The 23592-nt window shown below is 43.4% G+C and carries 20 protein-coding genes and 1 pseudogene; 15 read left to right on the top strand and 6 right to left on the bottom strand.

Annotated features, from left to right (window positions below):
* The 7 genes and pseudogenes from AB6E78_RS16140 to AB6E78_RS16110 all read left to right on the top strand — a co-directional run.
* A pseudogene (locus tag AB6E78_RS16140) lies at nt 1-225 on the top strand (aspartate-alanine antiporter); the annotation flags it as partial.
* A gap of 151 nt (nt 226-376) precedes the next feature.
* Nucleotides 377-1975 (top strand): bifunctional aspartate transaminase/aspartate 4-decarboxylase, encoded by a 1599-nt coding sequence (locus AB6E78_RS16135; protein WP_372133495.1) that lies wholly within the window; start codon nt 377-379, stop codon nt 1973-1975.
* A 206-nt stretch (nt 1976-2181) separates the two neighbouring features.
* The gene (gene pdxY, locus AB6E78_RS16130; protein WP_017060057.1) at nt 2182-3039 is read left to right on the top strand and encodes a pyridoxal kinase PdxY; all 858 of its coding nucleotides are present in this window, start codon (nt 2182-2184) and stop codon (nt 3037-3039) included.
* Nucleotides 3040-3252: 213 nt separating this feature from the next.
* Nucleotides 3253-4425 carry a patatin-like phospholipase family protein gene (locus tag AB6E78_RS16125; protein ID WP_017060058.1) on the top strand — a complete coding sequence of 391 codons (1173 nt, stop codon included), beginning with the start codon at nt 3253-3255 and terminating at the stop codon, nt 4423-4425.
* Between the two features lie 17 nt (nt 4426-4442).
* Nucleotides 4443-4868: a hypothetical protein gene (locus AB6E78_RS16120; protein WP_372133492.1), complete on the top strand. Its 426-nt coding sequence runs from the start codon at nt 4443-4445 to the stop codon at nt 4866-4868.
* 158 nt (nt 4869-5026) lie between these two features.
* Nucleotides 5027-5932 carry a LysR family transcriptional regulator gene (locus AB6E78_RS16115; RefSeq protein WP_102394484.1) on the top strand — a complete coding sequence of 302 codons (906 nt, stop codon included), beginning with the start codon at nt 5027-5029 and terminating at the stop codon, nt 5930-5932.
* Nucleotides 5933-6193: 261 nt separating this feature from the next.
* Nucleotides 6194-7345 (top strand): BamA/TamA family outer membrane protein, encoded by a 1152-nt coding sequence (locus AB6E78_RS16110; RefSeq protein ID WP_017069662.1) that lies wholly within the window; start codon nt 6194-6196, stop codon nt 7343-7345.
* A gap of 83 nt (nt 7346-7428) precedes the next feature.
* On the opposite strand, the gene AB6E78_RS16105 is transcribed toward AB6E78_RS16110, so the two are convergent.
* The 3 genes from AB6E78_RS16105 to AB6E78_RS16095 form a co-directional block, all read right to left on the bottom strand.
* Nucleotides 7429-7986, bottom strand: a complete 558-nt coding sequence (locus AB6E78_RS16105; RefSeq protein WP_017060062.1) for a PhnA domain-containing protein — start codon at nt 7984-7986, stop codon at nt 7429-7431.
* Between the two features lie 221 nt (nt 7987-8207).
* On the bottom strand, nt 8208-10643 hold the full coding sequence (locus AB6E78_RS16100; protein ID WP_372133489.1) for a VolA/Pla-1 family phospholipase: 2436 nt from the start codon (nt 10641-10643) through the stop codon (nt 8208-8210).
* Between the two features lie 13 nt (nt 10644-10656).
* Complete coding sequence (locus tag AB6E78_RS16095) at nt 10657-11916, bottom strand: outer membrane protein transport protein (RefSeq protein ID WP_017064607.1); 1260 nt, start codon at nt 11914-11916, stop codon at nt 10657-10659.
* Nucleotides 11917-12274: 358 nt separating this feature from the next.
* On the opposite strand from AB6E78_RS16095, the gene AB6E78_RS16090 reads away from it, so the two are divergent.
* Nucleotides 12275-13357 (top strand): site-2 protease family protein, encoded by a 1083-nt coding sequence (locus AB6E78_RS16090; RefSeq protein ID WP_017060065.1) that lies wholly within the window; start codon nt 12275-12277, stop codon nt 13355-13357.
* A gap of 136 nt (nt 13358-13493) precedes the next feature.
* Here the strand turns inward: AB6E78_RS16090 and AB6E78_RS16085 are convergent, their stop codons facing one another.
* Nucleotides 13494-14282, bottom strand: coding sequence for a M48 family metallopeptidase (locus tag AB6E78_RS16085; RefSeq protein WP_017060066.1), 789 nt, complete (start codon nt 14280-14282; stop codon nt 13494-13496).
* Nucleotides 14283-14421: 139 nt separating this feature from the next.
* On the opposite strand from AB6E78_RS16085, the gene AB6E78_RS16080 reads away from it, so the two are divergent.
* From AB6E78_RS16080 to AB6E78_RS16060, 5 genes are all read left to right on the top strand, one after another.
* The gene (locus AB6E78_RS16080; RefSeq protein ID WP_017060067.1) at nt 14422-14847 is read left to right on the top strand and encodes a hotdog fold thioesterase; all 426 of its coding nucleotides are present in this window, start codon (nt 14422-14424) and stop codon (nt 14845-14847) included.
* A 95-nt stretch (nt 14848-14942) separates the two neighbouring features.
* The gene (locus AB6E78_RS16075; protein ID WP_017064605.1) at nt 14943-15176 is read left to right on the top strand and encodes a DUF3389 domain-containing protein; all 234 of its coding nucleotides are present in this window, start codon (nt 14943-14945) and stop codon (nt 15174-15176) included.
* Between the two features lie 153 nt (nt 15177-15329).
* Complete coding sequence (locus AB6E78_RS16070; protein WP_372133486.1) at nt 15330-17021, top strand: SgrR family transcriptional regulator; 1692 nt, start codon at nt 15330-15332, stop codon at nt 17019-17021.
* Nucleotides 17022-17070: 49 nt separating this feature from the next.
* Nucleotides 17071-17976: a DMT family transporter gene (locus AB6E78_RS16065; protein WP_372133483.1), complete on the top strand. Its 906-nt coding sequence runs from the start codon at nt 17071-17073 to the stop codon at nt 17974-17976.
* Nucleotides 17977-17997: 21 nt separating this feature from the next.
* A complete protein-coding gene (locus AB6E78_RS16060; protein ID WP_372133480.1) occupies nt 17998-18249 on the top strand; it encodes a hypothetical protein in 252 nt (83 codons plus the stop codon).
* A 125-nt stretch (nt 18250-18374) separates the two neighbouring features.
* Here AB6E78_RS16060 and AB6E78_RS16055 read toward each other — a convergent pair whose 3' ends face one another.
* On the bottom strand, nt 18375-18983 hold the full coding sequence (locus AB6E78_RS16055; RefSeq protein WP_372133478.1) for a DUF2238 domain-containing protein: 609 nt from the start codon (nt 18981-18983) through the stop codon (nt 18375-18377).
* Nucleotides 18984-19184: 201 nt separating this feature from the next.
* On the opposite strand from AB6E78_RS16055, the gene AB6E78_RS16050 reads away from it, so the two are divergent.
* Together AB6E78_RS16050 and AB6E78_RS16045 are read left to right on the top strand one after the other, a co-directional pair.
* Nucleotides 19185-20024 (top strand): isopenicillin N synthase family oxygenase, encoded by an 840-nt coding sequence (locus AB6E78_RS16050; RefSeq protein ID WP_017060073.1) that lies wholly within the window; start codon nt 19185-19187, stop codon nt 20022-20024.
* Between the two features lie 575 nt (nt 20025-20599).
* Entirely contained in the window at nt 20600-21220 is a 621-nt protein-coding gene (locus tag AB6E78_RS16045; RefSeq protein ID WP_029235437.1) for a DNA-J related domain-containing protein, read from the top strand.
* A 145-nt stretch (nt 21221-21365) separates the two neighbouring features.
* On the opposite strand, the gene mrdA is transcribed toward AB6E78_RS16045, so the two are convergent.
* Nucleotides 21366-23264 (bottom strand): penicillin-binding protein 2, encoded by a 1899-nt coding sequence (mrdA, locus tag AB6E78_RS16040; protein ID WP_017060075.1) that lies wholly within the window; start codon nt 23262-23264, stop codon nt 21366-21368.
* Between the last annotated feature and the right edge of the window lie 328 nt (nt 23265-23592).

Here is a 23592-nt window from a genome sequence, read left to right as displayed (position 1 = left end):
TTCTTCTTCTCGTACTTTGTATTGAAGATAAAGAATCCGGTAGAAGCTTTAGGTTGTGTAACCGGTGGTCGAAGTGCAAACCCAGCGTTCGCTGCATTGATGGAAAAAACAGGCAACGCAACGCCAGTATTCTCTTTTACTGTGACTTACGCCGTAGCCAACGTGTTACTGACTCTATGGGGCCCAATTATCGTCGGCATTATTACCGTTAATGCGGGTATGTAATTAAAACCTACAACTCATTATAGATTTAAAAAATCATCAACTTATTAACAGACCTACCCAATCAAAAATAGGGTAGGCCTGAATAATCACGCTTAAGTAAAACACTTTATTTAATTACAAGTGTTTAATATTAAATTATTAGGTAAATATTATGACTACTCAAACTCCAACTATCGATTTTTCAAAATTCGCTGACCTAAGCCCATTCGAGCTAAAAGACAAACTGATTGAAGTGGCGCAAGCTGTGCCAGATCGTGCACTTCTTGATGCAGGTCGTGGTAACCCTAACTTCCTAGCAACGCTACCTCGTAAAGCCTTCATCCGTCTTGGTGAGTTTGCGGTAGCAGAAGCAGAGCGTAACTACGCTTACCTAGGTGGTGATTTCGGTGGTATCCCTGATGGTGTTGGCATCGTTGAGCGTTTCGACACGTTCGCAAGCCAATATGCAGCAGACAAAGGCGTTGACTTCCTACGTCGTGCACTAAGCTACGCAAAAGACCGTCTAGGTATCGAAAAACAAGCGTTCCTAAACGAGCTAGTACTGGCTTACCTTGCGTGTAACTACCCAGTACCACCACGTATGCTAGTGAACATCGAGAAAGTGGTTAAACAATACATCGCAGAAGAGATGTACGGCCCAATGCCAATGACGACTAACTTTGACCTGTTCGCAACAGAAGGCGGCACTGCGTCAATGACGTACACGTTCGCAACCATGTTCAACAATGGTCTATTGAAAAAAGGTGACAAAGTTGCGCTAATCACGCCAATCTTTACCCCTTACCTAGAAATCCCAGAGCTTTCTGAGTACGAACTAGAGATCGTTGAACTGCGTCTTGATGAGACCACTTGGCAGCTTCCAATGTCTGAAATCGAGAAACTGGCAGATACAGACATCAAACTACTTTGCGTCGTTAACCCTGCTAATCCAGCATCAGTGAAATTCTCTGACGAGACTCTAGAGAACCTAACAAACTTTGTGAATGAGCAACGCAGTGACCTATTCATCATCACTGATGACGTATACGGCACATTCGCAGATGAGTTCGTTTCTCTGTTCGCAAAACTACCGTATAACACACTATGTGTTTACTCATTCTCTAAATACTTCGGTGCAACAGGCTGGCGTCTAGGCACTATCGGTATTCACGATGAGAACGTGTTCGACGATACACTTCGCTCATTCAGTGAAGCGACACAGTGCCAATTGGACGACCGTTACAAAACGCTAACTCCAGAGCCACGTGACATCAAATTCATCGACCGTATCGTTGCTGATAGCCGCAGCGTAGCATTGAACCATACTGCAGGTCTGTCTCTACCACAACAAGTACAAATGGCGATGTTTGCATTAACTTGTCTAATGGACTCAGAAGGTCGCTACAAAGCCGCTTGTAAACGCATCATCCGTGAGCGCTACACAACGCTTTACAAAAACATGGGTGTAGCAATCGAAGAGAACAAAGACCGTGTGGATTACTACACACTACTAGAGCTAGACACGCTAGGTGGCAAACTTTACGGTCAAGAGTTTGTCGACTGGTTCAAAGCTAACGAGAAAGGTAAAGACTTCCTATTCCGTCTTGCTCACGAAACCGGCGTAATCTTACTACCTGGTAAAGGTTTCGACACAGTACACGCATCAGTACGTGTATCACTAGCGAACCTTACTCACCACGAGTACGAGCTAATCGGCCGTGCAACACGCACTGTATTGGATGAGTACTTCGCTGAGTTTCAAGACGCATAAGTTCAAGTCTGGCTTAGAATCAAATACATGATTTAAAGCCGATGACGTCCAACTCATTAAGAATAAGCCTCGGCGATGTCGAGGCTATTCCGACCAAATAAGCACAGTGGTTAGATCGATAAAACTTCCTATCTTGATGTTCCGTTGTGTTTATTTAGTCGTCTTATCCAAGTATTCAAATCCATTTCAAACTGAAAGAGCGACGCATGAAAAGCATTATTTCTATTCAATCTCACGTGGTTTACGGGCATGCAGGAAACAGTTCTGCGGTTTTTCCAATCCAAAGAATGGGACTCGATGTGTGGCCAATCCACACTGTTCAGTTCTCTAATCACACTCAATATCAACAAGGTTGGACCGGGCAAACATTCGGCTCAGATGATATTCGAAACTTGATTCGAGGCTTAGACAACATCAACGTACTGAAAGACTGTGGTGCGATCCTATCGGGTTATCAGGGAAGCGCAGACCAATGTAAAGCGGTTGCCGAGTCGGTTAATTTAGTTAAAGAAAAGAACCACAGTGCACTCTATGTTTGTGACCCTGTAATGGGTGACCCAGATAAAGGTTGTATCGTTGAGGATGGCGTTAGAACCGCCATTACTAAACACTTGCTTCCTATAGCCGATGTTATAGTGCCAAACCAATTTGAACTAAGTGAATTGACCGGCATTAAAATCCTCTCCCTTTATGACGCGGTTACAGCATGCAAGAAAGCATTGGAGCTTGGTCCAAAGATGGTGCTCGTGAAGCATCTTCACTCATTACCCGATGACGCGTTCAGTATGATTTTAGCAACGAAAAAGGCATGTTATTTAGCCCAACGACCGAACATTGAATTTGCTCAACAACCGGTTGGTGTCGGTGACCTTATCTCTGGCCTGTTTACCGCAGGGTTAATAAAGAGAATGTCTCCCGTAGCTGCATTCCGACATGCAAATAACGCGGTCTATGGTGTGTTGGAGCTAACTAAAAGCTATGGCACTTGGGAGCTACAAACAATCAATGCACAATATGAATTTGTAGAGCCTACCCACGATTTCAACGTGGTCAAAATCGGGTAGAGCGTTTAACTCCGATAGTGGTGGAGGGTGTACCTATTCGATGGGTCGCATCCTACAAACGAGATTACGAGCTAAGACTAAACCTAGCTATATTACTCCCAGAAAGAGACGGACTTCACTTTATCCCTATTTATTAACTTCTCTGTTTATAGCTGTTCTTTTGATTAAACAGAGTCTCTGAATCATTTTAGAGAACATTAAATGAGCCTAATTATGAACCGTCTAATTTCCTCGGGTTTTACCGTTGCTTTGTCATTACTTGTAGTGGCATGTAGCTCACCCCACACGTTGGATGTACGCGTACACAAAGACAATTACAAAGAAGTGGTTGTAGAAGAAGCGATATCAGTAAAAGAGCCATTGCGTATGTGGGCGAGTGAGAACCCAGACTTCTTATACTCTCCAATCGATCAAACAACGCCAATTAAAGTGTCAGGTGAGCAACTAAATATCTTAGCTTTGTCAGGAGGCGGCGCGAACGGAGCCTTTGGAGCCGGTATTTTGATAGGGCTGGAAGAATCTGGCCAATTGAAAGACTACTCAATAGTTACTGGCATCAGTGCAGGAGCGCTAATGGCACCATTTGTATTCATCGGCGGAGATGCATTTCCGAAGATGAAGGAGGTGATGTTAAACATCAATGACAAATCGGTGCTCGGCAAAAAGAACTTTTTAAACACCGTGTTTAAAGATGCTTTTACTGACGGTAAAAACTTGAATCAATTTATCGCTCAGGCGTTCCCTGAACCGATGATCGAGCAAATTGCTGCGCGACACCGCAACGGTAAGCGTTTGTTTATTGGTAGCACACACTTTGATTCTGGAGAGCTTGTCATTTGGAATGTGGGCGCAATTGCAAATAGTGACATGCCAGATAAGTCTGAACTTATATATAAGGTTTTAGCAGCAAGTGCTTCTATTCCTGGAGTCTTCCCACCGCAGTTTATCAATGTGAAGTACGAAGGTAAAAGTTATGAAGAACTTCACGTCGATGGTGGTTTAGCCGCTCAAGTATTTTTCAATCCATCTAACTTCGACTATCAGCAGATCTCAGATGCTCTTGGGTTAGAAAAACCACCACAGCTCGATGTTATTCGAAATGGAGCACTGAAAGCGCCGTACCACTCGCTGAGAGATAAGGGGCTAGATTTAGTAGCAAAGAGCGTATCAAGCCTGACTCTTGCTCAAACACGTGGTGATTTATATCGAATGAAATACATCTGTGAAATCAACAACATTGATATGCAATTTACTTACATCGAGCACGACTTTGGTTACGCCAAACGAACCAAAGACATGTTTGATGAACACTATTTATTAACCATATACGAATATGGTTATCACAAAGCAACTCAGGGCAAACCTTGGGTAACAGAATTACCTTAATTTAGGGATATCGTAAAATGAATAAAACAGTTTTAGCGCTACTTATCATGGCAACGTCTAGCGCTGCCATGGCACAAAATGTGACCTCAATGGAACAGCAAAAAGTCGATAACGACATGCTACAACTGGCCGACGTTCAACAAGAAGCGGCGTTGTTCATGGTTGAAGAAAATTCAGACTACGTGGAGATTGACTACATTGGTCAGTGGGTTGACGTGAACAATTACGTCACACACAAAGAAGCTAAAGAACGCCAGCTTCAAAAGACCACCAAGAAATACATTTACTCGCAAACAGGTGAAACTCTAGAATCCATCGAGCAGCGAATTGCTGAGCATATTCAAGTGGACCAACCTAGATATTTCAGTGTCGATGTTTACCGTAATTACCACGGTGATACTGGGGACTTTAACTATCTAGCTCGAATTATCGAATACATTTAAGTTATTCGTTTGACATCAACGATAAAACCTACTAGCTTAAGTAGGTTTTTTTGTTTCAAATTGACGAATTATTTTCACTAATATTATTCTGACAAAGTAGATATTTCGCCAACCTGTGATAATTTAAATACATAACGATTAAAAGTAAGCACAACAAAATGAATTTCAGCATTGAACAACTTCTCGCGTTCGTTACCGTTTATGACCAACTCTCTTTCAGCAAAGCCGCCGTTAAACTCAATAAACACAGAACGACAATCGGGCAGGTTATTACTAACCTTGAAGACCAACTCGCGGTAAGCCTATTTGAAAGGGTTGGGCGCTCTGTAAAGCCGACAGAAGACGGGCATCTTCTTTACCATTACGCTAAACAAACCATTGAACAAGCTCGTACCTTCGATAAGGTAGCATTGAGCCTCTCTTATGGCGGGTTGGAAAACATCACCTTTGCTTATTCTGGTGTGATACCTCATCAAATGCTTTTGGATATTCGAAAGAAACTGCGTCGTGATTTCCCGATGATGCGAGTGAACTTTTTAATCCGAAACAAAAAGGATATTAAGAAGGGCCTTCAAAGTGGCGAGTACCACTTTGGATTAGTCAATGTGCATGACAGCCGGGGTATACACAGCTTTGATGCGACTTTTCTAGGTCACATTGAGTTTTCCCCATTCGTTCAAAAAAATGGTGAGTTCTCATCTTTGGCGCAAGAGGATGTACTTTTAGCGTTAAGAAATTCAAAGCAGTTTATCTTGAGATCGTTTATTGAAGAGGGAATGTCAGAAAAAGTAACCATCAGCTCCGATAACGAAGAAGTCGATCAATTGGCGTTAGTTATTAAAATGGTTGAAGCCGGTTTAGGGTGGGCACTGTTACCAAAAACGTTTGCTCATTCTGAATTTTCCCATTACGACATTGAACCTATACAGTCGTCTGAAATGCACCAAGGATTCAAATTCGGTTTTGCGCTTTGGTGCAATCATTCTAAGCAAGTGAAGGATGTAAAATTATCGGTTTTATCTGTTATACAAGAACATGTTGATCGAGTATTGAGTCAATATTAGCAAAGGAAGAATGTAGGTAACTTATTAATAGAGGCTCATTTATATGAGCCTTTTGCGTTTCTGTCATCTCGAAAGCTCTTTAATTTTGTAGGGCGACATCCTCTATATAGGAGTAGGGCAACACCATTATTTGGCCTATTCTATGCCCGTCGATTAAGGACCCCCTTTATTGGCAATAAGTGTTTAATTTCTATGTTTATTGCAAGGAAGCAAACTTTCGGCCGGGTTTCGTCACCCGGTCTTTTTTATGAGGCAAATTTTATGACTCGCTGCGGCGGCATTGTTCTTCTTTCCTGCTTTTTATTTACAACATCTTCTTTCGCATCGTTTTATGATCCTGTTGATGGTCAATTTGATATGGGGCATCACCTTGCGGAAAACGCATATGGCTTTTTGCCTATCCCAATTTTGATTACCGAGCCTGCGGTGGGGTACGGCGGCGGTGTGGCTGGTTTGTTTTTACATGAGACGGATGAGGAAAAGCGACAAAGAAAGCAAGCTGCTCTTTCTGCCATAGATGGTGGTGCGCAGTTAGTACCCTCAGCAATGTCAGTAGTGGGCGCAGTAGGGACAGAGAACGAAACTTGGTTTGTATTTGGTGGCCATAGACGATCTTGGATGAATGATTCCATTCGTTACACAGGAGGCGGCGGCTTTGGTGTTGCGAATTTGGATTTGTACACATCAATCAACTGGGGCCCCATAGATCATGACCTTAGAATAGGCACGTCAACTTCGGTAGCCGTACTTTCACAAAAGGTGCAGTTCCGGATTGGGCATACGCCTTGGATGTTGGGAATAAAGCAGTTATTAGCTAAGTCTGAGATTGAATTTGATAACATGGTTTTAGACCGAATTTTGGGTAACGAATCGGTTACTTCTGGTTTAGGGTTGGAGGCTGAATATGACACAAGAGATAATTTATTTTATCCAACCAAAGGTTACAAATTGTCTGCAGATTACATGGTGTACGACGATGCGATTGGCAGTGATTACAATTACCGAAATTTGAACATAGATGGCGAAGCCTATATCCCAATTGCCAATAAATGGACGTTAGGCTTGGCTGCAAATTATCAAAGCTTCGAACAGCAAGACCTGTTTGTATCACCCACAGCGAAACCGTACGTGTCGTTACGCGGGGTGTCATCTTATCGGTACCAAGGAGATGAGATTGAAACAATTCAAGGCCAATTGACGTATAGCATCACTCATCGTTGGAAGGTGTCTGGGTTTTACGGTTCAGGGGTTGCAAAGCAAGATAACGGCATAAGCCACGACAGTACCGTCAATGCCGGAGGTGTCGGCTTTCGATACCAAATCGCGAGACGTTACGGTTTGCACCTTGGGATGGATTATGCGCAAAGCCATGAAGAACGCGCTATCTACTTTAACGTAGGCAGTGGTTTCTAGAACAACGGAATAGGTTAAATTTTTCCAAGAAAAAAGGCGCCAATTAGCGCCTTTTCGTTTTCTATCAATTTCTTACAGTAAGATTACTTCTTACGGCAGAACTCAGCGATTACGTACATTGATTGACCGCCGTTTGTTTTACCAGAAACAAGCTTAGGATCGTCACCAACGCTGATACCACGAATAACAGTACCTTGCTTAATCACTTGGTTAGTACCTTTGATTGGCAGGTCTTTGATTACTGTTACGTCGTCACCTTTCTTAAGTTCAACGCCATTCACATCAAGAGGCTTGTCATCAGCAGACATGCCGATTTGTGCCCAAACTGATGTTTCTTCTTCAAGGTACATCATGTCTAGCGCGTCCTGAGCCCAGCTTTCTGTGTTCAGGCGAGTAAGTTGACGCCATGCCGTTACTTGAACTGGCGCTTCCTGGCTCCACATGCTGTCAGTCAGACAACGCCAGTGGTTGATATCTTTAGGATCGTCAATCTCACCAAGACATTTGTCACATACCATGATGCCGTGATCCACTGTTACGTGGCTGTGTGGCGGCACTGCGTATGCAGTAAGAGAAGAATCAGAACCACATAGTTCACATTTAGATTGGCAGCGTTCTAGCATAGTAGCTTCAGAAGACATAATGGACTCACATTTATTAGGTATTAAATTACGGGGCTATTATCCACTTTATTTACAATAAAGAAAGAGGTCGTACGGTATTCTGTCTTGATTAATTTTAGCTGAGATCAACCATTTGTGTTTTAAAGTTTTATGCAAACGGTTAATTAGGGAAATTGTTCGAACGACAGATACAAAAATGCCAGCGGTTAGGCTGGCATTTGTTTACTTGCAACTATTACTTATTCTAAGAAGGAACCAGTAATGGATCCTGAAGTTAACGCGTTGTCGATCAAGAAGTCTACAGCTTGTGTCTGCATGCTTGCATGATGACCTGCGTCCAAAGGTGTTGGTGTAGTGGTATCTTGCGGTAATACAAATGTACTATGCGCAGCAACATCACTGAACTTAACAAAGTCCTTCGCACCGTCAGGGGTCGTGTTACTCGAATCAACGGCTGTTAGGCCAAGCTTCGTTGCCAACGGTGTGGTTCCCGCGAACGGAGCGTTTGCCACAGTGTTTGGTACTGTATCATCACCTTGTACTTGCCCCATATAAATAGGCAGAACAGGTGAGCCAGAAGCAACTAGATAAGCAGCATTGGTAAATGGGTCAACAGTATCTAACACAGTTTGTGCAGCGTAAGCGAACTGTTGAAAAGCGGCTGTCATGGTTGCTTTCTGTGCTGCAGTCGCGTTTGCTTCAAACGTTTGGTAGCACTGCTTATTAGAAAGACTTCCACAGTTTGCGGTTGCGAAACCTGCGTATTCAGTTGAAGCGCTCAATGCAACGCTGTGCTTAACTTGAGGACCAAACTCTGTAGAACCCAGTAGAAGGTTAGATATCTGACCGCCTGAGTTTTCTATAGCTGCTGCACTGAATGAATAAAGCGAATTAGCTGCGACACTACCGAGCGTACGGTTAGAGGCTGCAACTGCAGTCGTTCCAACAATACCGCCTAGTGAGTGACCTAGAAACTTAACTTGCGAGCCTTTGGTTAAATCAAAACCTTTAAGTGGCGACGCGCCTAACAATGTTGCTTGTGATGATACGGCTAAAGCCGCGCGTAAGCCCATTACATCAAGCGCACTTTGGCGTACGTTATCGCGAGCGACGGGTAAGTTCGCTAAGTTTAGATAAGCCAGAACGTCAGCGTTTGCCGAACGAGTATCATCCAAACTACGTGTACCGTGGAGCGGTAAGTCAATCGCTAAAACAGCTGTTCCGGCTCGTGCTAAGTTGTAGGCAAATGCGTAAGCGTTTTCTTTCGCTGAGGTGATACCGTGTTGGTAGATCACTACATTAGCAGGATCAGAACCATTCGGTGTAAACAACAAGAATTCAACAGCTTCCAATGATTTAACTTGTGGGACAGGAGAGTACTTGGTGAGCACTCTTTCAATATCAAGCGGTGAGCCGTCAACCAGCGTTAAATTTAAACCGATTAACTTCAGCTGTTCAGTTTGACTCGTCGCTAATATGCTTGTGTCGATGCCTGCAGCAACTAACTGGGCTGCCATATTGGCTTGCTCGGCACTATTACTTAAAGTATTTGAGACCTTAGCCAGGCTAGGCATACCCGATTCGAATGGCTGTGCATTCCATTCAGTAGCACTTGTTTCTAGATAATAAGGTAATTGAACGAAACCTTGGCTAACATCAACATTGTCAGTGGCACCGTACATAAGTTCGATGGCTCCTTTGGCTTTCGCGATTGTTGCTGCATCTCCGCCGCCAATGTATTTGTCAAAATCAACATCGTTAGTTAATGCGGTTTTGAACGTTTCAGTAGAAACAAACTGCATTGCGTAAGCTGTTGTAAGGTCGACAGAATTAGGGTTTGCACTGCCTTTCCAGACACTATTAAGGTTTGCAGATGCTAATCCTGTTGCGGTTGCAGCCTTTGTTGCGAAAAGAGAGCTGCCAACCGATTCGGTTGTAAACCACGTCGAATAGATGATGTCTTTGCTATCAAGGCTAACCTTGCCGGCTGCATTGGCCCCTGCAAAGATTGTCTCTACACCCTGAGTTACCTTCTGCGCTTGAGCAAGGCTACCTTCTGTGTAAGTTACTGCACTCGATTTCAGCGCAGCATAACTTGCCGACATGCCAACTGGGTCGCCGTTAACATCCGTTAGTTCATTGGAAAGTGCCAATACGTATTCACTTGAAGCATCTAAGGATTCATTGAACACAATTGTGAATGTGTCAGTTGAGGCGCTAGATAGAACGTTGAAGTCGGTACCTAGGGTCAATACTCCAGCAACACTTGGTGCAGTTTCAGAAGTTAGTGAGCCACTAAGCTTTAATAGGTAAACCCCACCAGTAGCTACACCGTCAGCTAAACCAGTACCTTCAAAATTCATGATGATTGGCATCGAAGTCGACCAACCATCCATTGTATTCATTGCAGCAATAGGGTTTGTTAATGAATCATCACCACCGGTCGGCAAGCCAAGTGTACCGTCGGTAGTATCCATCAACGCGAAACTAGGAAGAGGAACAGCAATATCAGCACCCGTTAATTGAAACTTGATGCTCGTCGCTTGTGCGAGTGAATCTTGAATGTATTGCTCATATTGAATCGCTGTTGAAGCACCTGAACTCGAAGAGTCATCACCACAACCAGCAAGAAACATTGCTGAAGCGAGCAGCGAAATATTAAATAACTTTTTCATGTTTTAATTCCGTTTAGTTGAAGGTGTAGTTCATTTGAATTGCAGATAAGTAAGCTACAGCATCACCAGAGAATTCAAGTTCTTGACCAAGTTCATTGGTTTCTTTGAAGTCACCATCTTTACTTTGTACAAGGGCAAAACCAGCATCGAAGGAAAGGTTAGGGCTGTACTGGTAAGTTAAACCTGCGCTGTACCAGAAACGGTCGCTATCAGGAATACTCAACGTCGCTTCACCAGCTTGCTCGTCATAAGCTAAACCAGCTCTTAAGGTCCATTCTTGGTTTAACTGATAAGTTGCACCCAGTGAGTAACGGTTATTGTCGTCGTAGTCTTCGGTCTTTTTAAAACACTCGCCACTTACACAATCTGAACTTGTCGCTTTAAGCTCTTTGAAGCTACTCCACCCAGTTTGTTGCCACCCGTAGTGAATTGCCCATTGGTCGGTCAATTGGTGGAAAGCTGAAATTTCAATAATCGAAGGCAACGTGATTTTTAGACGTCCTGTTGTTGTCGTAGCACTGCCTTCCACGATGCTGCCCGTGTAATCAGTAAAGTCACCGTCATCAAAGTCGAGGTCTACCTCTGAACGATAAGCGATAGAGAATCGGTTGTTTTCATTCAGTTCATATAACGCGCCCACGTTCCAACCAAATGCAAATGTTTCACCTGTCATACTGATCAGTTTTGTTGAGGCAGGATCTCCAGTGATGTTCGAAATAGAGCCTTGATGACGATTTAGTTCAGCCTCGGCGTAAACAAGGTTCGCACCCGCACCAACACTAAACTGGTCGTTAACTCGATACGCCACATTGGGGTTTAAGTTCACTGACACTAGTGAAGTATCACCTGCAAGATCACCCGCATAAATATCGTCTGGGTAATCGGTAGCAACGCCGTAGTTAGAAAACATACCAATGCCCCAAGCCCATTTATCGTTAATAGGGCTGATGTAGTATGCGGCAGGGACGACTTGCAATGGCGCTACGTCTTTAGATACTTGGCTTTGTCCGCCAGAACCTGGAACATTGTTTTGAGTAATATCCACTTCTGGATCAACGATAGAAACCGCGCCTGAAAATTGGGCTGTATCAAATAGGGTCATTGCGGCGGGGTTTCTCGCTAGTACACTCGCGTTATCAGCTACTGCACCTTCACCTGAAAAGGCACGACCAAGACCTGAGGCAGAATGCTCAGCAACTTGGAAACCAGCCGCAAGTGAGTTACATGCAAATAGTACTGAAAGTGAAACGAGAGAGCGTTGTATTGTTTTCATCCTTGACCCTCCTAGGGCATCGAATTTCGTTATTATGGTTTGAAAACACACTGAGCATTTTTGGTGTTGAAGCTCTAATGTAAATGGCATGTTAAATTCATGTTTTATATAAAGTCAAAGAAAGAGTTGTTATTTTGTGAGGTTATGTTTTAAAGGGGCGGCACTTTAACATCGATAATATAAGTATAATCAATAATTTATTCGTGGTTGGAGGTGTGACCAGAGTGTTTATGCATCGTTGCGGTATAAATAGTGTTCAATAGCTCAATATGTAACAACTTTGTTTCTGTTTACCACCATTCGCTAAATCGGCATAATATCGACACTCGTTAGAAGTCATTAAATTGGAATTTTAAGTTTGGAATTACTCGCGATAGAGTTTCTTGGAAAACCGCTTCGTTTAGAAGGATCAATGGCAGGGTGGCAACAGTTGTATTGGGATAACACTTTGGTATCTCAATTAGATGCGACCACAGACCAAGAAGACGCCCGAAAACACGAATTTACACTACGCGCTGGCGAAGAAACGTTGCAGTGTCACGTTGAATCGACCGTTCAGTGGCAACCGTTTGAGATGACGTATAAAGCGTCGGTGAATGGGCAAACCATTACCGAAGGCAATCGAAACACCAAAGATATTGAACAACAAACTCCTGTTGTCGCTCCTAAACCAGAGAAGCGTTTTAGCTTAATTGGGTTGGTGTCGCTTGGTATGAAAGCGCTTAAAAGCGCCAAGCTAATCAAGGTCGTACTTGCTTCTGCGAGTTTAGCGGCCTATTCATGGTTGTTTTCAATTCAGTTCGCTTTGGCCTTAATCGCCTGTTTAATGTTCCATGAGTACGGTCATATTAGAGCGATGAAATACTTCGGCATGAAAACCAAAGGGATCTATTTGATACCATTTCTTGGTGGCTTGGCGTTATCCGATGAAAAGATTAATACGCGTTGGCAAGATGTGGTTATCTCAATCATGGGGCCATTGTTCGGCCTGATATTGTCGTTAGTATTTATGGTGCTGTATTGGGCGACTGGCGAAATGTTCTTTGCCGGCCTTGCAGTATTTAATGCTCTATTAAACCTGTTCAATCTATTGCCGATTTTGCCTCTCGATGGCGGACATGTTCTTAAAAGTATCAGTTTCTCGATGAACAGTGTGCTTGGCATTGTACTTTGTGTCGCGGCTGCCGTTGCTGGTGTGGTATTGAGTTATCAGTTGAATTTAACCCTGTTTGGTTTCTTATTGATCATGGGCAGTGTTGAAATACTGTTTGAATGGAAAGGACGTCATCACAGTCACTTGTTACCGTTAGACAAATACGGGCAAGTCGTGTCGTTCGTTTGGTATGTAGGTTTAGTGAGCAGTTTGATTGGTGTTATCTGGTATTTTGCATCTACTGGTGATCAGCTATTAAGCCTACCATTACAAATTCTTGGTACTTAACGAGTGAGTTTCTGTTGTTGGAATTATCCAGCTGCTTAGTGCACTTGAACTGTTAGCAAGCAAGAAACTGAAAATGCCCTAACCAATATGGATAGGGCATTTTGTATTTACACCAGCTAGGCGATTCTTACTTAGATTACGCTTTGCAATTTGGTCTTGGTGAACCTGATTGAGGAAGCGTTTTTATCGTTGCTTGTAGATCTTTAATACGCGTACTGTGGGAAGGGTGCGTAGAAAGCAACTCTGGCGGTTGATTACCCCCTGATGCTTTCGCCATGTTTTGCCACAAGTTGACACTTTGGTTTGGATCGAAACCTGCTTGAGCCATATACTCTAAACCAACAACATCGGCTTCAGACTCTTGAGTTCGCCCATACGGTAGAATAACGCCATATTGAACGCCTAACCCTAACGCGGCCATCGTCATACCTTGATACTGTTTGTATTCTGATGCGCCTAACGCGACGTTAGTAATAGACAAGCCAGTATTAGCGATTTGAGACTGAGACAGGCGCTCATTACTGTGGTCTGCAAGAACGTGTGCCACTTCGTGACCGATAACCGTCGCGAGTTGGTCTTGATTGACTGCGACCTTGAGTAAGCCCGTGTATACACCGATTTTTCCGCCAGGCAGGGCGAATGCATTCACTTGGTCACTATCAAACACAACAACTTCCCATTCACTAAAACCTTGTTTAGGAATATATTGAGTGATGCTGTTCGCTACGCACTGAACATAAGCGTTAGTTTTGGCATCTTTGCTGATGGGTTGTTCTTTTTTCATTTGTTCAAAAGACTGTGCTCCAAGCTGAGACATGTCTTTATCTGAAAAAAGCAGCAATTGGTTTCTGCCTGTCGGAGAAGCGCTACACGCGGTTAGGCCTGCTAGTGTGAGAAGCGAGGCAAACTTCATCCATGACGTCATACAATATCCTCTGTGTATTCAGTTTTTATGCATGTTAACATCAACTTGCGTAATAACTAAGGGCTGAAAGATAACTAACAGCCAGTAATATAGAAAAAGCTATGCACGCGATAACAAGATCAATAATTAAGGAACCCACATGAGTATTTGGAAAAAGCCCGTTGACCTAGATACCTTCAACGCGACCTCAAAAAATACCTTAATTGAACACCTCAACATTGTTTACACCGAAGTAAATGACAACTCTTTGGTGGCAACCATGCCGGTTTGTCACTTTACGCACCAACCACTGGGTATGCTTCATGGCGGCGCATCGGTTGTGCTAGCAGAAACGCTTGGCTCATTGGCTGCAAACTTCTGCGTACCAGAAGGCTATTATTGCGTTGGGCTCGATATCAATGCGAACCACGTAAGGTCAATGCGTGAAGGGCATGTCATCGGTACTGCTGAGCCTATTCACTTGGGCGTCTCTACTCAAGTATGGCAGATCAATATCACTGATGATCGTCAACGCTTAGTTTGTACCAGTCGTTTAACCATTGCCGTTAAGAAACATAAGCGATAACAGACTAGGCAGTCGTACGCTGGTTTTGTCTTTAGAAGAAGTAATCAGTACTTAGAACAAGCAATCAGTATTTAAAGAAGTAACCCGAGAAGCCCATGGTCATAACGTTTAAAAGTGGAAAAGTCATCGCAACCGCACATGAATTGGTTGTTCGTTTAGATGGGGAGCATAGAGTCACGCTGCAAGCCCAAGTTGATGCAATTCAATTGATCGGAAAAGGGGCAAATGTTATTTCAGCTAACGGTTCTGAGTGTAAATGGTCGATAAAATTAGACGATGAACAGCAACTCCGTGAAATCGCTAATGAAATTGGCTGCGATGTAATGTAATCCTTTACGGTAAAAGCACTTAACCCTTAAGATTGAATAACATCTTAGGATGTCGTACTCATAATTCACAATAAAATTGTGTCAGTAATATTGATTTTACGCCATAAAATAGGGAAACTGAATTCAATGTCCTTTGAATAAGTTTTCCTCTTTATGAGCAGCCCAAGACTTCGCGTTCAATTTGAAACCCTGTTTGAATACTTCGATGGTAAAGATTCTGATGTTCAACTCGACGATATCACGGATGTGCTTTGTTGTACCCGTCGTAATGCCCGAATGGTACTCAACAAGCTTGAAGAAGAAGGGTGGGTAGAATGGTTACCTGCAGCAGGTCGAGGAAAGTTATCTCAACTTATCTTTAAACAGAATCGTTGTGATGTCAGCGAGAACTTAGCAAGACGCTACTTGCAGGAAGGAAAAATTGGACAGGCGCTGTCAGTGCTTGATCACAATGCTGCCAAACTCACGCAAGTTATTCAAAACTACTTGGGCGTACAGTATCAAGAAGGCGAACAAGTTATTCGTTTGCCTTATTACCGGCCGCTTTCAATGCTTAACCCAACCAAATCGATGCGTCGTTCAGAGCAACATATCGCTTGTCAGGTATTCAGTGGGTTGACTCATCTAGATGAGAATGACCAACTTCAACCCGATCTTGCTCATTCATGGCAAAAAATCAGCGATTACCAATGGCGATTCTTCTTGAGACCCGGTGTTCGTTTCCATAACGGGGAACCTCTGTTAACCAATCATGTTGTGGATACACTGCTTGCACTCGAACCTCTCAACATGTTTTCGCATATCAAAGATGTCTCTTCACCTGCAAATTGTGTAGTAGATGTTTTTCTCACACGTCCAGACAAGTATTTTCCCCTCGCACTAACGGAATCGGTCGCTAAAGTCACATTACCGATCACTTTACGTGGTGAAGACTACGATATTCGACCGATTGGAACGGGACCTTATCGCATTGAAAAGAACGACGAGAAACAACTCGTGTTAACCGCTTTCAATGGGTACTTTGGTTTCAGACCGTTAATTGATCGCGTTGAAGTTTGGGTGGTGGATGAGGCTTATTCTTCAATGGTTTACCCAAGCCTGTCTAAGCCTGTTATGGCCGACCGTGGCGATAGCGATGAAGTAGAACTCGATCCTGGTTGCACGTATTTACTGCTTAATAGAAAGAAGGGTATTGCACAAGATCCCGCATGGGCACAGTTTTTATCTAACGCGTTGAATGCGGCGGATCTGTTTGTTCATATTCCAAAAGAGACTGTTATCGATTTGGGCGTGTTACACGCTTATGGGATAAAACCCGGTTGGTATGACATAAAGTTAAAAGTGCCCGTTTGTCCACCAGCAGATTCGAAGCCTACCATAAGATTAGCGTATCAATGCCAACACCCAATGTTCCCAACGCTTGCAAAGGCGATTGTCACGGTGCTGAAGCAATACAACGTCGATGTTGATCTTTACGGTTACGAAACCGATCCTCCGCACGCCGATGATGTTGATGTTTGGATTAACCCTATGGGCATCGCCAATAACAGAGACGACGCCTTGGCTGGCTGGTTAATGGACTACAGTTTTCTTGATGAATCTAGCCCGGCAGAGGACTTCGACCAATGGTGTCACATGATTGACCGTTGGCGTTCTGGTGAATTCGAGCAATTCCCAGCACGACAGTTAGGTAAACAACTGGTCCAAAGCAATCAATTGATCCCGATGTTCCATTGCTGGTTAGGCGTTAATAAAGATCAATGTGGTACGTTGCAAAACGCGAAATGTAATGCATTAGGTTGGTTCGACTTTAGCCAAGTTTGGGTGAAGCCTGACGTTGATTGAAATCCAAGAAAACTCAGTTAGGACCAAATAACTCATTTAGGAAAAAACGATGCAAACTCTGATGGTTACATTTATTACGCTGGTGGCATTTGCTGCGAATTCAGTTTTGTGTCGCTGGGCCTTAATGGATCAAACGATCGATCCTTTGAGCTTTTCGATCGTTCGCATCTTATCTGGTGCGCTTACGCTTCTGATTTTATTAACGTTATCTTCCCAATCTAAGTCTAAACGTGAGTTAACAAACAACACATCGGCATATGCAAAACTCAAATCACAGTTTCAATTAACATCAATACTGTCACTGCTCGTGTATATGTTTGGTTTCTCGTTTGCTTACTTAGAGCTTGGCGCAGGTCTTGGTGCGCTGGTGTTGTTTGTCGCAGTGCAATTTACGATGATTGCCGCGCACTTGCTTTCTGGTAACAGAATGTCACTTATTGAGTGGTGCGGGTGTTTGTTGTCTGTGGCAGGGCTTGTTTACTTGTTAATGCCAACGGAATCGGCACAGGCACCCGACTTAGTTTCTATCATCTTGATGTCTCTGGCCGGAATTGGGTGGGGCATTTACACATTGGCAGGAAAGAAATCGTCAAACGCACTGCAATCGACCACCGCTAACTTTGGATTCAGTTCGCTAGTTATCCTTGTGGCATTGAGCTTATTAGTTTTGATACCTAATGCGTTAACGCAAGTGTCTATCACTGAGAAAGGTTTGATTTACGCGATTATATCGGGCTCGGTGGCTTCCGGTGTGGGTTATAGTTTGTGGTATTACGTAGTGAAAAAACTGAATACAGTTGTGGCGTCTATTGCACAGCTTTCTGTTCCAGTTATCGCGACACTTGGTGGTGTATTACTTTTATCTGAACCTGTCACCATGCAATTTATAGTCTCATCAACCGTTATACTTCTTGGGATAAGCTTGGTTCTTGTCGCCCCTAAACTTAAGAAATAAAGAGTTCAATCATTAACTTCTATGGCTAAACCAAACAAGAAACAACCGACCAAGACGGTTCAGATTTTCTGTTCCAAATGTAAAACGCAGCTTTTTAAGTATCGGAAAGGTGGCAAAGGTGCACTCGTGAAATGTTTTAAGGAGCGTATCGTTGAAGATTTCACGAAAAAACCATGTGTGTGCCCTGAATGCGGGATTGAATTTGCGCGAGACACTTTGGTTCGAGGTACGCCAGCCTACAAGTTTGTTGGTGGCAAGGTAACGATGAAATAACCTGTCACGATGAAACGACCAGTCATATTAAAACGAGCAAACAATGCTGAAACTAAAAATGCCACAGCACGGTTTGTGTGTGGCATTTCAACGTTGCTTTTGATACTCAGAGTAAAGAATTGAGCTCAGTAAGCTCTGACACGCCCTTGAAGCTTAAGAAGTAATAGCGAGACAATTGCGCCCGTGGTGTCACACAGCATATCTTTCTGTGCATCCCAAATATCGCCTTGTGAACCAAGGAATGCGATACCTTTATCACCACCTGCAATCTCCGCGTACCACCACTCGATGATTTCATAACCTGCAGCAACACTCATGATCGCAAATAACGCAAAGAAACATGCAAGCACCGGTTGAGCCAGTTTTTTACGAATCAAGTACTCAGCGAGTGGGTAAGCATAAAGGCCAATAGAGAAATGCGCGACACGGTCAAAGTTATTCCGTTCTGAACCTATCATGTTATTGAACCAATCAAATGGCACTTCCGCGAAGGTATATTTTGCGCCTATCGTATGCAAAATCAGCCAGATAAACATTAAAACGTAAGCTGTCTTAGTGAAGGTGAGCTTTGTTGATAACCACCAAATACCCACCAATATCGCGAGCGCTGGGACAATTTCGGCAATCCACACCGCTCTTGAAGAGGGAGCGAACGCTGAAAATAGAAACACAGTCAGATACAGCGTCGTCAATGACAGCAATGGTCGATTTTGAGCAAGTGGCGTGATTGTCATATCAAGATCTCTCGTCGAAGTTTTTAATAGTGTTACACAATAATGAACAGTGTTCAATTGGGTCTTAATCACCAGATTTGTTGAAAAGTGGTGTTATCGCCCAGTATCTAGACAAACGGTTGCTAGAGTTTCACAAAAGTTTGATTTACAACAAAGCGATCCTTAAAATCGCTCTATTACTACATAACAAGAAAGAAAGTCATGAAACTGGAAACTGTCGATTACCTTGCTGACGACGCAGCAGAACAATTTGTTCGCTCTCTACGTGAAACTGGTTTTGGTGTTCTTAAGAACCACCCAATCCCGAAAGAGCTTGTTGAGTCAATTTACGAAAACTGGTACCAATTCTTCATCTCTGAAGAGAAAGAGAACTTCCACTTTAATGTTGAAACACAAGATGGATATTTTCCACCTTCAGTGTCTGAAGTTGCTAAAGGCCACACTGTAAAAGACATCAAAGAGTACTTTCACGTATACCCTTGGGGCCAAATCCCTGAACAGCTGAAAGAACAGATTCTAGATTACTACCAACGTGCGAATGCTTTTGCTCAAGAGCTGCTAGGTTGGGTTGAAGCTCATGCTCCTAAAGAAGTACAAGAGAAATTCTCTATTGCGTTATCAGAAATGATCAACGGCAGTGAACAGACTCTGCTTCGTGTTCTTCACTACCCACCAATGCAAGGTGATGAAGAGCCAGGTGCAATCCGCGCTGCGGCACACGAAGACATCAACTTACTGACGGTTCTTCCTGCTGCAAGCGAGCCGGGCCTTCAAGTTAAAGCTCAAAATGACGAGTGGCTAGATGTTCCATGTGACTTCGGTAACATGATCATCAACATCGGTGACATGCTTCAAGAAGCATCTGGTGGTTACTTCCCATCGACAACTCACCGTGTAATCAACCCATCAGGTGAACGCCAAGAGAAGTCTCGTATCTCTTTGCCTCTATTCCTTCACCCGAAACCAGAAGTAGTGCTATCTGAAAAGTACACAGCAAACGAATACCTAATGGAACGTCTAAGAGAGCTTGGCGTTATCTAGTCAGTTCAATGCTTCGTCCCTAAAATTGGGATAGATGTGAAAGGTCAGCTAAGTCGCTGACCTTTTTTGTATCCGTACCAAAGAATTGCGGCTTTATTACTAGGGCGTGTTGATCTTTCGAGCTGATTTTTGCAGCGAGTTGCTGGGTATTTATACAAGGCAGAGGCATCGATGTGTAGCTAGCCTACATGAGAAGCCGATAACGTAGTAGAAATGACCAGCAAACGCTGCCCGAAGGGTTCGGCTAAAAGCGTTTTACTCTTTGTTGAGGGAGATTTGCTTAGAATGACTAGGCTACTTCTCCCTCGCCGCGATTAAAACGCTTTTATCTCGAACAAAATTTAACCGCGAAAGGTCAACACGCCCTAATGGTTGTATTCAACGAAATGGTACTCAGTTTTGACGATAAAAGGTGCCTTTAAGCCAAACGTTAGAAAGTTGTTTGTCCTTAAGCTCGACAAATCTTAGAAAATCGCTTTCAATTAAAGAAGATACGCAACGGATGCGAAACAGGTTACTTATAGTATCCACAGTTCTAGAAATCCATTAATTCAGAGAAGCTAACTGAGTCAACTATGTCGAATTATCAAGATGTGAGAGCAAACTTTCATTGCCATATGGAAAACCCATTGCTTTGGCCGATAATGGAAGTGCTTAAGCAAAAGCCAAGCGGATGGAAAGTACACACATTGGCAGCTCATCTGAACGATCTTGGGTTTGTGCCAGTGTTGGATGCTGTGCCTGAGAAAGAGTTGTTTAAAAAGAACTTCCTTATCATGAATGCGCTTTATCAGCTTCAAGAAACCTTACACCCAGATGGTTGGCTCCAAGTCCAAGCGATGGACATCGAATTGATGAATGGTCGTTATCACGGAAGCAGTCACAGCATCGATCATCAAGACCCACTTCGAGAATACTACATTAATTGGGTTAACTATGAAGCGGATGAAGGTGAAGTCAAAAGGCTGTTGAACGAATTTTGGACTCGGTATAGAAAGTATGTGGGTGGTGATGAACTCGATATGGATCGAAGTCGAGCATTGAACCTGTTTGAGTTACCTTTAGACGCGACACACCATGAAATTAGAAAACGTTGGCGACAACTGGCATTGAGATGGCATCCGGACAGAGACGAAGGCAACACCGCAAAATTTCAGACGCTCTGTGAAGCATGGCATGTATTAAGAAGCTCATAATCGACAGGTATTTTTAGCTGTCTAATTGCTTAGAACCCTAAAACAGAAAGCCCCACATTGTGAGTGACACAAGTGGGGCTTTGTCGTTATTACGCTATGTTTTGGGTAACTACGTTATGTGCTGTAGCGACTTAAGTTATTGGTGTTAGGAGTGATCTTTGCTCTCGCCACTTTTATGTTCAAAGGCATAGTCGAGTACTTTACGGATATAAGGCGCACCGACTTTTGAACCGCCGTTACCGTGTTCAATGACCACCGTCGCGACATATTCAGGGTGTTCATACGGTGCGAAAGCCGTGTAAAGCGCATGGTCAAGCAAGTGTCTAGCGAGTTTCTTCGAGTTGTAGACCTGGTCTTTCGCAAGATCAAAGACTTGTGCAGTTCCTGATTTACCGCCGCTCGTGTATTCAGTTCCCTTAAATGCACGTCTGCCGCTGCCTCGATTACCGTGGTTTACGAGTCGCATCGCATTGATTGGCACATCCCAAATTCTATCCGGTACTTCGGTGATTGAGGGCATTGGCTCCGGTTCGACAAGTTGTTGTGTACTGAAATCTTCACCATGATCTAAGGTGGCTCTTAAGATATGAGGTGGCATCACCTTACCATGATTAACTAATACTGATGTTGCTTTAGCAAGTTGCATAGGTGTCGATGTCCAATAACCTTGGCCAATACCAATCGGAACTGTGTCACCCTGATACCAAGGGGTGCGATAACGCATCATCTTCCATTCTCGAGTCGGCATGTTGGCGGTACTTTCTTCATAGATATCAATGCCTGTCGGTTCACCAAATCCAAATCGGTTCATCCAACTTGAAATTCGGTCAATACCCAAATCGAAAGCGGTTTGATAGAAGAATGAATCTACCGACTCTTCAATGGCTTGAGTGACATCGACAGGTCCGTGACCCCAACGTTTCCAGTCACGCCACGATTTAGAGTTTCGTTTAGAGCCAGGAATTCTCCAAACGCCATGGTCGTTACGGATGGTATCTTCAGAGATGACATGTTCTTGCAGTCCTGCCACAGCCATAAATGGTTTAACGGTTGAGGCAGGAGGATAAACGCCTAGAGTGGTGCGGTTAACCAACGGGTGAGCCGGATCATTCAATAAACGTTGGTAGTTCTTACTCGAAATGCCGTCGACAAATAGGTTAGGGTCGTAACTCGGGCTTGATGCCATCGCCAACACGCTGTTGTCTTTCGGATCGAGAATAACCGCGCTTCCAGTTCGGTGATCAAGTTGCTCAAAGACGTATTTTTGCAGCTCAAGGTCAATATTTAACACGATATCTTTACCAGCTACTGGCGGCACGTACTCAATGGTTCGGACTATTCGCCCACGGCTGTTTACTTCGACTTCTTGATAACCTTTGGTGCCGTGCAGAATATCTTCGTAATAACGTTCAACACCCAGTTTTCCTATGATTGTTGTAGCTTGATAATTCGCTTCTATCCCTTGTTCTTCAAGCTTTCTGAGATCGCTATCATTGATGTGCGCCACGTAACCAAGAACATGGGTAAGCACCTCACCATTCGGGTAAAAACGCTTTAAGCTGGTATCGATAGATAAGCCGGGGAACTGGTACTGGTGCACGGAGAACTTGGCGATCTCTTCCTCCGTTAAGTTCTCTAGAATAGTCACAGATTTAAAACGGCGGGTGTTGTGATAGCGTTTTTTGAAACGAGCGATCTGCTCTGCATCACGGGGGACATATTTGTCTAGCTTGGTGAGCATTGCATCGACATCATCGGTTTGCTCAGGAATCATGGTTAGATCAAAGACAAGCTTGTTCTCTGCAAGCAACACGCCGTTACGGTCGTAAATAAGTCCACGAGTAGGGGCGATAGGTAATACTTTGATTCTGTTGCCATCGGCACGAGTTTGATAGCTTTTAAAATTTTCAACTTGAAGTCGGTATAGATTGCCGACTAAGACAAGAGTGAACATCAAGATCCCACAAAACGCGACGATTACGCGGTTTTTGAATAGGTTCACTTCGATTTTATGGTCACGCATCTTAACGCGTTTATGATTCATTGAAGCCTCAAGGGTCTGTTACATTTGGTTACACTTGTCGAATCGGGACTTTATCTGAATATCACTAGGGTTTTGTAAAAGCTGTGTCATGTTTTGAGGGATCGACAGCATTAGATGGCGGTAAACAGTGCCTTTAATTTTCTCATTACAAAAGATGATAAGTAATTGATGTAAAGATTGGTTTTATGAATTTATAAAGTTCAAGAGTTTTGACGACACTAGAGGTTAGGTCAAAAGAGGTTAGATAAATTTACGGCCCTCAGAATGAGAGCCGTAGAAGGTTAATTTGCTTATTTAGTGGCTTAGAAGCTTTAGTAAATTAGAAGAT

Origin of the sequence: Vibrio sp. 10N.247.310.98 (genome assembly GCF_041467395.1) — a bacterium.
Taxonomy (GTDB): domain Bacteria; phylum Pseudomonadota; class Gammaproteobacteria; order Enterobacterales; family Vibrionaceae; genus Vibrio; species Vibrio crassostreae_C.
This window is presented reverse-complemented; position numbering and strand designations above follow the sequence as displayed.

Excerpts from the sequence above, each read along its gene's own strand:
- AB6E78_RS16055 (WP_372133478.1), bottom strand. The coding sequence starts at position 18,983 with ATGACAATCACGCCACTTGCTCAAAATCGACCATTGCTGTCATTGACG.
- mrdA (WP_017060075.1), bottom strand. The coding sequence starts at position 23,264 with ATGAATCATAAACGCGTTAAGATGCGTGACCATAAAATCGAAGTGAAC.
- AB6E78_RS16075 (WP_017064605.1), top strand. The coding sequence starts at position 14,943 with ATGGTCATAACGTTTAAAAGTGGAAAAGTCATCGCAACCGCACATGAA.
- AB6E78_RS16065 (WP_372133483.1), top strand. The coding sequence starts at position 17,071 with ATGCAAACTCTGATGGTTACATTTATTACGCTGGTGGCATTTGCTGCG.
- pdxY (WP_017060057.1), top strand. The coding sequence starts at position 2,182 with ATGAAAAGCATTATTTCTATTCAATCTCACGTGGTTTACGGGCATGCA.
- AB6E78_RS16135 (WP_372133495.1), top strand. The coding sequence starts at position 377 with ATGACTACTCAAACTCCAACTATCGATTTTTCAAAATTCGCTGACCTA.
- AB6E78_RS16045 (WP_029235437.1), top strand. The coding sequence starts at position 20,600 with ATGTCGAATTATCAAGATGTGAGAGCAAACTTTCATTGCCATATGGAA.
- AB6E78_RS16120 (WP_372133492.1), top strand. The coding sequence starts at position 4,443 with ATGAATAAAACAGTTTTAGCGCTACTTATCATGGCAACGTCTAGCGCT.
- AB6E78_RS16080 (WP_017060067.1), top strand. The coding sequence starts at position 14,422 with ATGAGTATTTGGAAAAAGCCCGTTGACCTAGATACCTTCAACGCGACC.
- AB6E78_RS16085 (WP_017060066.1), bottom strand. The coding sequence starts at position 14,282 with ATGACGTCATGGATGAAGTTTGCCTCGCTTCTCACACTAGCAGGCCTA.
- AB6E78_RS16070 (WP_372133486.1), top strand. The coding sequence starts at position 15,330 with ATGAGCAGCCCAAGACTTCGCGTTCAATTTGAAACCCTGTTTGAATAC.
- AB6E78_RS16125 (WP_017060058.1), top strand. The coding sequence starts at position 3,253 with ATGAACCGTCTAATTTCCTCGGGTTTTACCGTTGCTTTGTCATTACTT.
- AB6E78_RS16050 (WP_017060073.1), top strand. The coding sequence starts at position 19,185 with ATGAAACTGGAAACTGTCGATTACCTTGCTGACGACGCAGCAGAACAA.
- AB6E78_RS16060 (WP_372133480.1), top strand. The coding sequence starts at position 17,998 with ATGGCTAAACCAAACAAGAAACAACCGACCAAGACGGTTCAGATTTTC.
- AB6E78_RS16100 (WP_372133489.1), bottom strand. The coding sequence starts at position 10,643 with ATGAAAAAGTTATTTAATATTTCGCTGCTCGCTTCAGCAATGTTTCTT.
- AB6E78_RS16110 (WP_017069662.1), top strand. The coding sequence starts at position 6,194 with ATGACTCGCTGCGGCGGCATTGTTCTTCTTTCCTGCTTTTTATTTACA.
- AB6E78_RS16105 (WP_017060062.1), bottom strand. The coding sequence starts at position 7,986 with ATGTCTTCTGAAGCTACTATGCTAGAACGCTGCCAATCTAAATGTGAA.
- AB6E78_RS16115 (WP_102394484.1), top strand. The coding sequence starts at position 5,027 with ATGAATTTCAGCATTGAACAACTTCTCGCGTTCGTTACCGTTTATGAC.
- AB6E78_RS16095 (WP_017064607.1), bottom strand. The coding sequence starts at position 11,916 with ATGAAAACAATACAACGCTCTCTCGTTTCACTTTCAGTACTATTTGCA.